Here is a 12,923-nt window from a genome sequence, read left to right on the forward strand (position 1 = left end):
TTTAATACAAAAATGTTACAATTGAAACAATTTAACCTTGAGTTAACACCTAAGTCATAAACCTTAAGGTTTTTAATTATGTTATTGGCGATATCCGGTCATTTCCAAAAATCCCTGGCCTTGGTGGCTGCCGTGAAACGACACCATGCCTTCGAAATATTCGATGCCAAACGAGAGGATTTGCTGTTTGTTGATGGCTTCAATGCGGATGTCGATGCCCTGCGTCGGGATGCTCAGGGTAAAAGCATCCGGATAGGCCTGCTGCCGGGGTTTCTCGCTGCTCAGGCGGATCTCTGCCGCGTCCAGGGTTTTGATCTCGCCGTTTCTGGACATCAGGCTGCCGGAGATAAAGTCTTTCGTGTGTGAGCGCAGGCGGTAAACCATCAACCGGCTATCATGCGTCAACCTCAGGGAAAACCAGTCCCAGCCGAGCTGATCGTCACTGAGCATTTTTGAGCCCCATTCGCGGTCAAACCAGGCATCGCCGTTTACCTGCTGCCAGCGACCCTGCCACCATATCTTGCCGGTGACCTGGATAAAGGGGTGGGAGTAGTAATAGCTGGCGATATCCTCCTGGTTGTGCCTGGGGTTATAGCCTTGCTCTCCTTGCAGGAAAAATGGATTGGCGCTGCTCAGGTTCAGTATGGCCTGCCACGCCTCTTCCCCCTGGTTGCCGAACGTCAGGGTTGCCGGCAGCAGTTCACCGCTTGATTGCCAGGACCAGTCGTCTATCGCGGCTTTAAAGGGATAATGGCTGATGGTGACATTGTTAAATTCCCGGCGTCCCTGGCGAAAGGAGGCCCTGTGCTCCTGCTTGTTGGCCAGGGCGGCGTGGGCAAAGTACCAGTGGCGCTTTTTATGGGCGGTCCTGAACAGGGTCCATTGTGCCGACAGCTGCTGGCCGTCATTGGTGGTTAACAGGGCATTGAGGTACCACCATTCATGCTGAAATAACGGGTGTGGCCAGTGATCCCGGGGCAGGTGGACTTTATGGTCGCGGGTAACCCCCTGGTATGCTTCGCTGTGCCGGTTTAAATATTGTAGAGGATCGTTTGCCTGCAGTTCGCGCCTGCCGCAAGCGGCAGTTTGCAGTAAAACCAGGGCAAATAACAGCTGGCTGATCATGGTTCGGCTGTTCATCGCTGACCAGGCTCCAGTTTATAAAGCGGCAAGAGCAGGGCCGGCAATAAGCATAATAAACCGCCGAGGCCGGTGGTGATAAAAACAGCTGCGCTCAGCTGCAATGGCATCGACCAGCCAAAAGAGGCGGGTAAGGCCTTGCTTACCAGGGTCTCGGCGAGGATCACCGCCACCGGGGCACTGATGATAATACAGGCCAGCGCCATCAGCAGCCACTGGCCCAGCATAAAGCGAAACAGGGCGCTGCGGCTGTAACCCAGGGATCTTAAAATAAGCAGCTGCGGTGCTCTGGCCAGCTCCAGGGTCTTGGCGGATAAAAACAGCCCCAGGCAGGCGATACCGATCAGCACCAGGGCGATGGCGCGGGTGATGATAAAGGTCTGTTCGAAGATTTTCAGCGCCAGGGTTTTGGTTTGCGCCGTGGCGATGATCTGTTCGGGGGTTATATTAAGCGCCTGGCTCAGTGCCTGGCGCAGTTGCTCCGGAGTTGTTTCCCCCTTGCCAAGATGCAGGGACAGGCCTTTTTCTACCAGGGGAAAATTGTGCTTTCGGGCCTGGGATAATGCCAGGGTAAGTTCAAACTTGGGGTTGCCGTAATCATAATAAATCCCCCGGATGCGGCAGCTGAATGTTGCCTGCTGCCGGGATACCGTCAGCTGTTGACCTATGGCCAGTTGCCGTTTGATGGCCAGGGGTTCATTGATAAAGCAGCCTGGTCCCTGGCCGCTATCGCCTTTTTCTTTAAATACCAGGGATGCCAGCTGTTTGGCGGAACTATAGATGCCTAAATCCAGCACTTCCCCCGCCAGGTCGGCATTGCCGCGGTAATAAAAGCGGTATTCTTCAATCTGGTATTGTGCTGAGTTGGCCTGTGCTTTTATCCAGGCAAGCAGGGGGGCTTTTTGCTCCGGGGTAAAACGTATGTACAGATCCTGATCCAGGTTTTGATCCAGATAGTCGGTAAACGCCGTTTCAAAGCTGTTGATCATCAAAGCCGCGGCTATGCTGGTGGTCAGGGCAAGATAGAAAGCCGCCAATGGCAGGTTGCGCCTGTTGACCTGGCTGCGGGCATCCTGCAGGAGAAAATTAAACTTAAAACCGGGGCTGAGTGTTGTTAACCCTTTGATAAAGAGCTGCAGCAATAGCGGCAGCAGGGCAATAGTGGCCAGGAGCAACAGGCCGTATTTGGCCATGATCAGGTGCCAGGGGGAGAGCGCTCCTGTGCTTGTCTGTGTATTTGGGGCGACGTCGGGGATCAGAAAAAATAATAATAACAAGGCAAGCCCGGGTGTGGCCTGCTTTACGCTGCTTTTATTGTTCTGTTCGCCGCCGGGATGTGCGCTTTGGCGGGCAAAGCGGCTGATATATCTGCCGGCGATGCGGCGATATTGTTTGGCTAAGGTGGTGAATACCGCGAGGGTCGCGATCAGCAGGGACCACAGGGCGTAGACAGGATGCCAGCTAAGCTGACCGCTGATATTGAGGTTGTAGAGCTGCTCCAGGGTCAGTCCAAGCAAAGGCAGTAATACCGTGACCAGTAAAAGTGCGATTGCCGTGCCGAACATGGACGTGAGCAGAATTAAGCCGGCGGCTTCAAGCAGCAGTACATGAAAAAGCACCGGCAGGGAAACCCCGAGCAGCCTTAACTGGGCCGCGAGTTCGCTGCGCTTTCGCCAGGCCTGTTCTCCCGCCTGATAGGCGATAAACAGGCTGACAATAAAGGCCAGTATTGCCAGTGCCGATAAATTTAAATGTAAGGCATCGGCAAAACCGCTGCGTGTATCCAGCGACCAGGCTTTTTGCAATGTTAGCTGGGGCGGCAGGGTCAAACTTAGCCGGGTTTGCTCATTTTCAGTCAGGGGGGGAGAGGTGAGATAGCTAAAGTCGCTAAGTTCGGGAAAGAGTTGCCAGGCCAGGGTTATATCAAGCAAAACCTCACTGCCCCAGTTGCCATCTTTATGATACCGGCTGTCCAGGCGCCGGTGGTCCGCCAAAATGACCGCTGCTTCAGGAGTAAGCGCAAGCCGTTTCAGGGCGGAGCGGCCGATATGGACTTTTGCCGGGTCATAGTCCGGCCGGGTGATGGCCAGGGGCAGCAAATCTACTGCCTTAAAGCGGATGTTTTTACCCGAGACGAGTGCTTTTTTAAAAGTCAGCACCGGGCTCAGTTGGTGAAAACCTGCCTGACGCAGCCGGGCAAAGTCGGTTTTGCTGATGGTATTGCCTTGTTTGGGCAAAATATAGAAAGCGACAGGGGAGCTTAGGCTGAGTTCTGCAAGGGCATACTGGCTTTTACTGGCATGGTTTAATATCAAAATAGTTAACAAGGTGCTGGTGGCGATAGCCAGGCTGAGGACAAAGCCGAGATTGAGCAGCCCCTGACGCCGGTACTGGGCCAGCACGACTTTGCCGATAAGCAAATGCTCGCACAGGGCTTTTTTTAAGATCATGCTGGTCATTTCAACCGCCGCCGCTTTGCTGGCTGAGCAGGCCGTCTTTAAGCCGGTAAATCTTATCCATTTTTTCGGCAACGCTGCTGCTGTGGGTCACCATCAGTAATGCGCTATGATGTGACTTGGCCAGGGAAAGCAACTGGGCAATCACCTTGTCGCTGTTGCTGTTGTCCAGGTTGCCTGTGGGTTCATCCGCGAGCAAAAGTTTAGGGCGGGGGCCGAGTGCCCGGGCGATGGCAACCCGCTGCATTTCTCCGCCGGAGAGGGTGTCGGGGTAATGATCCAGCAAATGGTCTATGCCCAGGTTTTTTGCCAGGCTTAAACTGTGTTCTTCATCATATCTGCCGGCCAGGCGGGCGCTGAAGCTGATATTGTCCATGACATTCAGGCTGGACAGCAGGTTGTAGTGCTGGAATATCATCGCCAGGGTTTGTTTGCGCAGTAGGCTGAGTGTTTTATCTTTGGCGTGTTGCAGCCCCTGGCCGCCAACATAGATCTCCCCCTGTTGCACTGGCTCCAAGCCGGCAATCAGGTTGAGCAAAGTGGTTTTACCGCTGCCGCTGTCTCCGGTGAGCGCGACACATTCACCCGGGGTTATGTTCAAAGATACCCGGGTTAACAGCCAGCGCTCGGTATGACCATCATGTATCCGGTGATTAAGGTTATTGATTGTTAATGGCATCGTGAATGATGCCATTTCAGTGCCTGTTTTGTTGTTTGGTTAATATTGGCATTGCGGTGCTGGAAACTCGTTGTTTAAGTGATTAACTAAGGTGCTTAAGTCCATGGCGCTGACCGAGACATGGGCCCCGGGGTGGAGCATGACACCGTGAAAATTTGCCGTCGGCTCCCGGTAGAGGCAGGGGCCGCTGTCGGTTGTTGACGGTTGCTGCGCCGGGGCAAAGTCAAAGGTTTCGGTCGGGCGTTGACGAAACGGGGCCACGGCATTGCTGGAGAAAGCGGGCTCACCCCAGCCAAAAGCGGCGTGATTATAGAGGGCGGCATAACGCCAGGCATAATTAAATTGTTGCTGGTTGAAGTTATAGCCGCCGATATTGGTGGTCAGGGACAAGATTTGTACCGGCTTAGCGGCAGTGTAGCTGCTCTGGTAGCCGATAAGTTTGCTTTGTTTGCTTGCCAGGGCATCTTGTCCGGCCCAGTCACTGTTTTGGATCACGAAACTTTCACTCAGGTAATAATCTATGCCGTCGGGGGGCGGGTTGCCATCCGGGTTCATCATGATGCCCAGATAACTGTTGGTATTAATGTCTGCACTGAAAACATCATCCGGATCCCAGGCATTGACGATGACCTGTAAACCTAAAGCCTTGGCATAATTTACCGCGTATGCCTGGCGCGCCCTGTCGGTGCCAAAATCATAACCGTAATCATCCAGGAAAATACCGGCATTGATATGATCATAGCCCTGGAATAATTGTAGCCACAAATCAATGCGCTGCCCGATTTCTGCCTGGGAAAAGTTGTTGGTGCTGCGCCCTAAATCCAGGTAGCCGAAAATATTGATCTGGTTTGTTGTTGACGCCCGTTGCTGGTTTATTTTCGATAAAATAGTGGCGGTGTTGAGATGATCGCCATGACTGGTTAACTCCAATCCCGCACCGAGTACGATGAAGTCATAGCGGTTGAAGTCGGTGGCGACCTTGCTTAGATCCCAAAAGTTCGTGCTGTAGTTAAAGGATGATGGCCAGCCATAATACACCAGCAGGGATTTCGGGGTTGAGCCGGTATTGGCGATGCCCGGTTGCTGCCGGACAGGCTCCTGGTTAAGGCTGGCTTGCTTTGACCGCGATGAATCTTGCTCCTGGTGGTTTTTATGGACGGGGGCAGCCGTCAGTTCAGGATTAATAAGGTCGAAGCTGATATTTCTGCTGGCAAAGGCCGGCGTCAAATAACTCAGGCCTGCCAGGAGAATGGCGGCTTTGAATAACAAACCGCCGGGCTGAGCTTTAACCGGCATGCTGCTTGCTTTATCAGGCTCGCTACCAGTTGTTTGATGGGGTATTTGAATCGATTTTTTATAAGACAATGCCTTCATGTGATAAGTCCTTTTTCACTGGCCACCGGTATAAGCTAAGGCCTGCCGGAGATTTCTTTTCAAACAGTATAGAAAAATTTTGTCATATTGAAATATTTTAGTAGTAAATACCAACTAACAGGGAAGCGCTTGATTTTTGTTTCATGCTGCCGGGATAAAATTTCGGCACCGATGGATAATTCTCGGCCAATAAAAATACCGGGGTTAAACCCTGCTGCAGCCGGGAGCAGGCCTGTTATTTCACCATTTATTAAATAATAATTAACCTAAATCATGAGTCCCGGTGAAAATGTTGGCTGAAAATTGCCGTTTAAGTGTTCAGCTGTTATTCGCTAATATGCCTCCCCTTTACTTTTTGTATATGATATACAGTATTTATTATTTCCAATGAAATCACCAGATTTAACGAGATATTATTGTATACAATTTTAAGTTATACCATTTTTGTAGAATAAATATTTAAAAATAATGAATAAAGACTCGTTTTTGGTGTTTTTTATACTTGACGGATGTTTTTTTTTATGAAACTGCGAATTCTTATTTGCTTTTTTGTGATTGGAGTGATTATTCTATTTCCTAATTTTTAATCAAAATGGATGGACAGATGGAGCAGCTATTTATAGAAGCAGGCACTTTGATGCTTGCCGGTATGGTGTTTGTTTTTGCTTTTTTAGGCATACTGGTGGTGATTATTTCAACGGTATTGGCCCCGCTGGCAAACAAATATCCGGATGCCAAGCCTTCATCTGCGCCTGTAGCCGCCGCAAAAAATGAAACCAAAGCCAGGCAGGGAATATCTCCGGCTATTGTTGCGGCAATCACCTCAGCAGTTGTTCGTTACCGCCAACAACATAAATAACGACATAGGAACATGAAGAATGACTAAACCATTAGGTATTACCGAGGTTGTGTTAAGAGATGGCCACCAATCACTTTTAGCAACACGTTTACGACTTGAAGATATGTTGCCTATCGCATCTAAACTTGATGATATAGGTTACTGGTCAATCGAATCCTGGGGCGGCGCCACCTTTGATTCCTGTATCCGTTATTTGGGGGAAGATCCCTGGGAGCGTATCCGCGCCCTGAAAAAGGCGATGCCGAAAACCAAACAGCAAATGTTGTTCCGCGGCCAGAATATTTTAGGTTACCGCCATTATGCCGATGATGTGGTAGAAAAATTTGTCGAACGTGCCCATGTCAACGGTATTGATGTTTTCCGTATCTTCGATGCCATGAATGATGTCCGCAATTTGCAGACGGCGGTGAAAGCCGCGGTAAAAGTCGGCGCACATGCCCAGGGGACCTTAAGTTATACCGAAAGCCCGGTGCATACCCTGGAAGGCTGGCTGACTATGGCCAAGCAACTTGAAGACATGGGGGCGCATTCCTTATGTATTAAAGACATGGCCGGGTTATTAAAACCTTATGACGGTGCCGAGCTGATCAGCCGGTTAAAAGAAACCGTGTCTTTGCCTATTGCCCTGCATTGCCATGCCACCACAGGTTTAAGTATTGCCACCCATATGAAGGCGATAGATGCCGATATCGATGTTATTGATACCTCGATTTCTTCCATGAGCATGACCTACGGCCACTCGCCCACGGAAACCCTGGTTTCTATCGTGGAAGGCACAGAGCGCGATACCGGCCTGGACATGGTGAAGCTGGCGGAAGTGGCCGCATATTTCAGGGAAGTGCGGGAAAAATATGCCCAGTTTGAAGGCAGCCTGAAAGGTGTCGATGCCAGGATCTTACTGGCCCAGGTGCCCGGCGGCATGTTGACCAATATGGAAAGCCAGCTGAAAGAGCAGGGGGCAGCGGATCGCCTCGATGAAGTATTAACTGAAATTCCCAAAGTGCGTAAAGACTTGGGTTATATTCCTTTAGTGACGCCAACCTCGCAAATTGTCGGCACCCAGGCGGTGCTTAATGTACTGACCGGCGAGCGTTATAAGTCGATCACCAAGGAAACTTCCGGGGTGTTAAAAGGCGAATACGGTGCGACTGCAGATAAGGTCAATGCCGAACTCCAGGCCCGGGTGTTAAATGGCGAGCAGGCGATCACTTGCCGCCCCGCCGACTTGCTGTCGCCGGAAATGGATAAGCTGACGGTAGAGCTGGAACAGCTGGCGCAGGAAAAAGGCATCTCCCTGGCACCTGAGGCGGTTGATGACGTGTTAACCTATGCGCTGTTTCCGCAAATCGGACTGAAATTCCTGGAAAATCGCGATAATGCCGATGCTTTTGAGCCTAAACCTAGCACTATCACCGCCCAGGACAAAGAAGCGGCCCAAGCCGCTCCAACAGCCCCGGCAACGGCGGCTGCAGAAAGTTATGCGGTCAGTGTTGACGGTAAAGTTTATGATGTTGTGGTAGGGCCGGGCGGCGCGATCAAGGATATCAGCTATGCCGCGGTCGGGGATGAGGCCATTAAGCAGTCCGCTTCGGTCAGCGCCGAAGAAACCTTGAATGCACCGCTGGCGGGCAATATCTTCAAGGTGTTGGTGAAACCGGGGGACAGGGTTGCCGCCAATGATGTGGTGATCATTATGGAAGCGATGAAAATGGAAACCGAGGTTCGTGCGGTGACCGACGGTGAAATTACCACCCTGCATGCCAAAGAAGGTGATTCGGTTGCCGTTGGTGAAGCCTTACTCAGCCTGGTATAGGAAAAGCCGATGGACTCGTTAAATACTTTATGGTTATCCACCGGTCTGGCCAATTTTGAGCTGGGCCAGGTGATTATGATGCTGGTGGGCTGTGGTTTATTGTTCCTGGCAATCGTGAAAAACTTTGAGCCTTTGTTGCTGGTGCCTATGGGCTTTGGTGCGATTCTGACCAATATCCCGGTGGCGGGCTTTTCCGAAGTCGGCGGCTTGCTGCATTATATCTATTATGCCGGTATCGATACCGGTATCTTCCCGCTGCTGATTTTTATGGGGGTGGGGGCGATGACCGACTTTGGCGCCCTGATCGCCAACCCAAAAACCTTGTTTTTGGGGGCGGCGGCCCAGTTCGGTATCTTCGCGACCTTATTCGGCGCGATAGCGTTAAATGCCATTCCCGGGTTTGAATTTAGCTTAAAAGATGCGTCCGCCATCGCCATTATCGGCGGCGCCGACGGCCCGACGGCCATCTTCCTGGCCTCTAAGCTGGCGCCGGATTTATTGGGGGCGATTGCCGTTGCCGCCTATTCTTATATGGCGCTGGTGCCTATTATCCAGCCGCCGATCATGCGCGCCCTGACCACAGAGCAGGAACGTAAGATAGAAATGTCTCAGCTGCGTCATGTGAGTAAAGTCGAAAAAGTGATTTTCCCGCTGGCGGTGTTGCTGATGACTATCTTCTTTTTACCGGCAGCAACACCTTTAGTGGGCATGTTCTGTTTGGGCAACCTGATGCGCGAATGTGGCGTGGTGGACAGGTTAAGCGCCACGGCGCAGAATGAGCTGATTAATATTGTCACGATTTTCTTAGGGTTAGGGGTTGGCTCTAAGCTGAGCGCCGATAAGTTCCTCAATGTTGAAACCCTGGGTATCCTGGGCTTAGGGGCGGTTGCCTTTTCTATCGGGACCGCTTCCGGGGTGTTGATGGCCAAGGTTATGAATAAATTGTCCAAAGAGCAGGTTAACCCGTTAATCGGGGCGGCCGGGGTATCTGCGGTGCCTATGGCGGCGCGGGTGGCCAATAAGGTCGGTTTGGAAGCCAATCCCCATAACTTCCTGCTGATGCATGCCATGGGACCGAATGTGGCCGGTGTACTTGGCTCTGCGGTGGCGGCGGGTATTTTACTGGCCCTGGTTGGCGGTTAATATCCGGTTAGGCAAGTGATGGCTTGACCATATCATCTGCTTGGCCATAGTTTAAAGGCGGATATACAGTTCTGTATATCCGCCTTTTTATTTAAGAGCCGCCGGGCATTCACACGCAGGTTACCGGTGTTTATCCTGTTAGGGATGCAGTTTATATTGCTGCCATTTGTCTTCGGCTTTTTCGAAACAAATCCTGTCGTGCATGCGGCTGGCACGTCCCTGCCAGAATTCAATATATTTAGGTTTTACCCGCCAGCCGCCCCAAAACTCCGGATGGGGGACTTCCTGGCCGGCAAATTTGTCGTTGAAAAACTTAAACCGGGATGCCAGTTCGTTTTCTTCGCTGATCTTTTTGCTTTGCTTCGAGGCCCAGGCGCCTACCTGGCTGCCGCGATCCCGGCTGTGGAAATAGTTCGCTGACTCTTCCCGGGTGACTTTTTCCACTTCCCCTTCGATACGGATTTGCCTTTGCAGCACATTCCAGTGAAACAGCAAGGCCACCTTGTTATTTTCCTCCAGTACCTGGCTCTTGCGGCTGGCATAGTTGGTATAAAAAACAAAGCCTTTTTCATCAAACGCTTTCAGCAGTACCATGCGGGAGCTGGGGTAGCCGTCTTTGCCGCAGCTGCTTACCGACATGGCTTCGGGCAATAAGATCCCGGATTTATTGGCGTCTTTAAACCACAGATCAAATAAGGTGATGGGATCGGTATCGGCTGAAATTTCCGGTAATGGTAAAGCAACACCCTGACCAAAGGTGAAAAGACAGCGCAGTTTTTCTAAAAAAGTCATGAATAGAGTCAGTTAACAGCTAAAACGAAAAAACAGGCAGGTATAGTAGCAGCTTTTAATGCAAACCGGAGGGGGGAAGGGGAATTATCTTGGCATATTTTAATAAAAGGCCGGCCCCTGCTTGGGGGAAGGGCTTTGGGCCGGCCTTGAAAGCTGAGTTATTTAGGATTGTGCATATAATCCAGGGTCAGGTTGGACAATAAGCGTACGCCGAGTTTCATGCCGCTTTCATCGATGCGAAACTCCGGGGTATGGTGGTCCGGTGCCTGGGATTTAGGCAGGTTTTTGTTTTTGCCGCCGACAAAGAGGTACAGGCCGGGGACTTCTTCCTGGAAGAAGGAGAAGTCTTCCGCGCCGGTCACGGCTCCGGTGACTTTGGCATTATCTTTTCCTGCGGTGGCTTGTAGCACCGGCAGCATTTTGCGCATTAACGAAGGTTCGTTATAGGTGATGGGGTAGCTGTAATCCAGCGGCAGGGTTACTTCGGCGCTGGCGTTCATGCTTTTGGCTATGCTGTTGACCTTGTTATGCACCGCTTTATGGATATGTTGGCGGATATTGGGGTTCAGGGTACGTATGGTGCCCACCATCTCGACTTCATTGGGGATGATGTTGGAGCGGTTGCCGCCGTGGATCATGCCGATAGTGACCACCGCAGCGCTGTCGATCAGTTCAACTTCGCGGCTGACGATGGTTTGCAGTCCCATGATCACCTGGGCTGAGGTGACAATAGGGTCAACACTGTTCCAGGGATAGGCGCCGTGGGATTGTTTGCCTTTAATCACCACCTTGAACGGGTCAACTGCCGCCATGATCCCGCCTTCGCGATAATAAACCGTGCCGACATCCTGATCTGAACTGATATGCAAACCAAAGATGACATCGACATCGGGTGATTTTAACACCCCTTCCTTAACCATGACTTCAGCGCCGCCGGTTTCTCCCGCGGGCGCTCCTTCTTCAGCGGGCTGGAAGATAAATTTCACTTTCCCCTTTAACTGATCTTTCATGGTGGTAAGAATTTTTGCCGCCCCCATCAACATGGCGATATGGGTATCATGGCCGCAGGCATGCATCACGCCGACATCAAAACCTTCATGGGTGGTGCGTACTTTGGAGGCAAAGGGCAAGTCAACGGATTCCGTGACCGGCAGGGCGTCGATATCGGCGCGCAGGGCAACTACAGGGCCGGGTTTGCCGGAATCAAGTACCGCGACAACGCCGGTTTTAGCAATACCGGTTTGTACTTCCAGCCCCAGGGATTCAAGGTACTTGGCAATGGTCTTTGCGGTTTCAAATTCGCGGTTGGATAATTCCGGGTATTGGTGAAAATGGCGGCGCCACTTGATCACATCGCCCTCAACCTGATCCGCCAAGCGGTCAACCTGTGTGTTGCTTGCAGATACCGGGGCCGTCAGGCTGCAGCCAAACAATAGGGGTAGCAGGATTTTTTTCATAGCTCTCTTTCTTGTTGTTATCGATGAGAAACTAGCTTACTAAATTCAGCAGCTTTGTGCTAATCGAATAAAGGCGCGCAGGGGCTTTTTTAAGGGGACTTGCGTGGATGGGATGAGGTGGCTTCGACGGTTTTTTACCAGTCGTCGGTATCATCTAACAGGTCTTTGAGCCTTTGTTGTTCCTTCAGTTCGTCGATGCGCTTGCGGACTTCGCTGTTATGCGCCGCCTGCTCACCCTGGGGCAGGTCTTTATCATAATCGATCACTTTATTTTTTGGCATAAGGTCTTCGGCTGAAAGATTGGCCATAATTACTCCCTCCCTGGGTCAACGTATGTTAAGTAAGATTTTTGCAGAATTTGATTATTGACCCAACACAATTTGAACATAGGCAATATTTTTTGCTTTTTCAAATTTTACTCAAGGCGGGCTTAATGACAGGCATGGTTCCGGCAGAAGCGTTTTGAGCGTTATCCGCTGCGGGGGGAAGCCATCGGTGGCAATTTCAGCCCTGAAATCATGAATTTTAAGCTAAAATGTAGTGAGCGGTGAACAGCTTGTTTCCTGTTGTGCAAGGAAATCTTTTAGCAGATAAACCAGAAGGAAGTGTCGTTAGCTGCAGACTTTATTTAAGAGTATTTGCTATGAATGACGTTGAAGGTAATGCCGAAGGTAAGAAAGAGCCCCTGAGCAAACGTATGGGGTTGATCGAAGAGAAACTGAAAAAATATACCCTGATTGGTACCCTGACCGGTGTCCTGCTTGGCGGCGGCGGAGTTTTGGGGGCCGTGCAATGGTTTTATCAGGCGCCGCTGGAGAAAAAAATTAAAACCTATGAGTCGGCTATCGACAGCCTTAAAGGGGTGATTGAGGCCTCCAATAAGGGGGGAGCCAGCAAAGAAGAAACCAGGGCTTTGCGCTTGGAGTTGATCGCCTTAGACCGTGATTATCGCAGTGCCCTCGGGCTGGTGGCGGAGTGTATGGAAATCTTGTCAACCCGGGGAATTGACAAACAATGGCTGCAAAAGGCGGCGCAACAACTTAAAGAGCTTGAACAGCAGCGAAAACCCGTGACCGAAGAAAGCATCTCCCCGGATAAATGAGCCTTGAATCTCTTGTACGGGCCTGTTTCTCCTCAACTTGTTAAGGTATCTCTACCTGTTTTGTTTTTGTCGATGCATTTATTTGCTTAGCTTTCCTTTTTACTGTTA

General features: G+C 51.0%; 11 protein-coding genes. 4 read left to right on the forward strand and 7 right to left on the reverse strand.

The genetic code is table 11. The features are described 5' to 3' along the window. Window positions 1–81 precede the first annotated feature (81 nt). Genes SG35_RS04775 through SG35_RS04790 form a run of 4 tightly spaced genes read right to left on the reverse strand, consistent with a single transcriptional unit; the run spans window position 82 to window position 5,649 of the window. Window positions 82–1,140, reverse strand: coding sequence for a lipocalin-like domain-containing protein (locus SG35_RS04775; protein ID WP_044831795.1), 1,059 nt, complete (start codon window positions 1,138–1,140; stop codon window positions 82–84). After that, window positions 1,137–3,599 carry an FtsX-like permease family protein gene (locus tag SG35_RS04780; protein WP_044831794.1) on the reverse strand — a complete coding sequence of 821 codons (2,463 nt, stop codon included), beginning with the start codon at window positions 3,597–3,599 and terminating at the stop codon, window positions 1,137–1,139. The genes SG35_RS04775 and SG35_RS04780 overlap by 4 nt, the downstream gene beginning before the upstream one ends. 1 nt (window position 3,600) lies before the next feature. Beyond that, the gene (locus SG35_RS04785) at window positions 3,601–4,290 is read right to left on the reverse strand and encodes an ABC transporter ATP-binding protein (protein ID WP_337993192.1); all 690 of its coding nucleotides are present in this window, start codon (window positions 4,288–4,290) and stop codon (window positions 3,601–3,603) included. 24 nt (window positions 4,291–4,314) lie between these two features. Beyond that, entirely contained in the window at window positions 4,315–5,649 is a 1,335-nt protein-coding gene (locus SG35_RS04790) for a hypothetical protein (RefSeq protein WP_044831792.1), read from the reverse strand. A gap of 604 nt (window positions 5,650–6,253) precedes the next feature. On the opposite strand from SG35_RS04790, the gene SG35_RS04795 reads away from it, so the two are divergent. Genes SG35_RS04795 through SG35_RS04805 form a run of 3 tightly spaced genes read left to right on the forward strand, consistent with a single transcriptional unit; the run spans window position 6,254 to window position 9,464 of the window. Beyond that, a complete protein-coding gene (locus SG35_RS04795; protein WP_236702655.1) occupies window positions 6,254–6,508 on the forward strand; it encodes an OadG family protein in 255 nt (84 codons plus the stop codon). 19 nt (window positions 6,509–6,527) lie between these two features. Further along, window positions 6,528–8,321, forward strand: a complete 1,794-nt coding sequence (gene oadA / locus SG35_RS04800) for a sodium-extruding oxaloacetate decarboxylase subunit alpha (RefSeq protein WP_044834675.1) — start codon at window positions 6,528–6,530, stop codon at window positions 8,319–8,321. 9 nt (window positions 8,322–8,330) lie between these two features. Beyond that, window positions 8,331–9,464: a sodium ion-translocating decarboxylase subunit beta gene (locus SG35_RS04805; protein ID WP_044834676.1), complete on the forward strand. Its 1,134-nt coding sequence runs from the start codon at window positions 8,331–8,333 to the stop codon at window positions 9,462–9,464. 138 nt (window positions 9,465–9,602) lie between these two features. Here the strand turns inward: SG35_RS04805 and pdxH are convergent, their stop codons facing one another. The 3 genes from pdxH to SG35_RS04820 form a co-directional block, all read right to left on the reverse strand. Beyond that, complete coding sequence (pdxH, locus tag SG35_RS04810; protein WP_044834677.1) at window positions 9,603–10,256, reverse strand: pyridoxamine 5'-phosphate oxidase; 654 nt, start codon at window positions 10,254–10,256, stop codon at window positions 9,603–9,605. A gap of 158 nt (window positions 10,257–10,414) precedes the next feature. Next, window positions 10,415–11,713, reverse strand: coding sequence for an amidohydrolase (locus SG35_RS04815; RefSeq protein ID WP_044834678.1), 1,299 nt, complete (start codon window positions 11,711–11,713; stop codon window positions 10,415–10,417). 134 nt (window positions 11,714–11,847) lie between these two features. Beyond that, window positions 11,848–12,021 carry a PA3496 family putative envelope integrity protein gene (locus SG35_RS04820; protein WP_160298343.1) on the reverse strand — a complete coding sequence of 58 codons (174 nt, stop codon included), beginning with the start codon at window positions 12,019–12,021 and terminating at the stop codon, window positions 11,848–11,850. Window positions 12,022–12,356: 335 nt separating this feature from the next. Here SG35_RS04820 and SG35_RS04825 point away from each other — a divergent pair, with 335 nt between their 5' ends. Continuing rightward, entirely contained in the window at window positions 12,357–12,815 is a 459-nt protein-coding gene (locus SG35_RS04825; RefSeq protein WP_044834679.1) for a hypothetical protein, read from the forward strand. The last annotated feature ends 108 nt before the right edge of the window (window positions 12,816–12,923 follow it).

Origin of the sequence: Thalassomonas actiniarum (assembly GCF_000948975.2) — a bacterium.
GTDB classification, from domain to species: domain Bacteria; phylum Pseudomonadota; class Gammaproteobacteria; order Enterobacterales; family Alteromonadaceae; genus Thalassomonas; species Thalassomonas actiniarum.

Coding starts and splice junctions, on each gene's coding strand:
- SG35_RS04780 (WP_044831794.1), bottom strand. CDS start 3,599: ATGACCAGCATGATCTTAAAAAAAGCCCTGTGCGAGCATTTGCTTATC.
- SG35_RS04815 (WP_044834678.1), bottom strand. CDS start 11,713: ATGAAAAAAATCCTGCTACCCCTATTGTTTGGCTGCAGCCTGACGGCC.
- SG35_RS04785 (WP_337993192.1), bottom strand. CDS start 4,290: ATGGCATCATTCACGATGCCATTAACAATCAATAACCTTAATCACCGG.
- oadA (WP_044834675.1), top strand. CDS start 6,528: ATGACTAAACCATTAGGTATTACCGAGGTTGTGTTAAGAGATGGCCAC.
- SG35_RS04795 (WP_236702655.1), top strand. CDS start 6,254: ATGGAGCAGCTATTTATAGAAGCAGGCACTTTGATGCTTGCCGGTATG.
- SG35_RS04820 (WP_160298343.1), bottom strand. CDS start 12,021: ATGGCCAATCTTTCAGCCGAAGACCTTATGCCAAAAAATAAAGTGATC.
- SG35_RS04775 (WP_044831795.1), bottom strand. CDS start 1,140: ATGAACAGCCGAACCATGATCAGCCAGCTGTTATTTGCCCTGGTTTTA.
- SG35_RS04805 (WP_044834676.1), top strand. CDS start 8,331: ATGGACTCGTTAAATACTTTATGGTTATCCACCGGTCTGGCCAATTTT.
- pdxH (WP_044834677.1), bottom strand. CDS start 10,256: ATGACTTTTTTAGAAAAACTGCGCTGTCTTTTCACCTTTGGTCAGGGT.
- SG35_RS04790 (WP_044831792.1), bottom strand. CDS start 5,649: ATGAAGGCATTGTCTTATAAAAAATCGATTCAAATACCCCATCAAACA.
- SG35_RS04825 (WP_044834679.1), top strand. CDS start 12,357: ATGAATGACGTTGAAGGTAATGCCGAAGGTAAGAAAGAGCCCCTGAGC.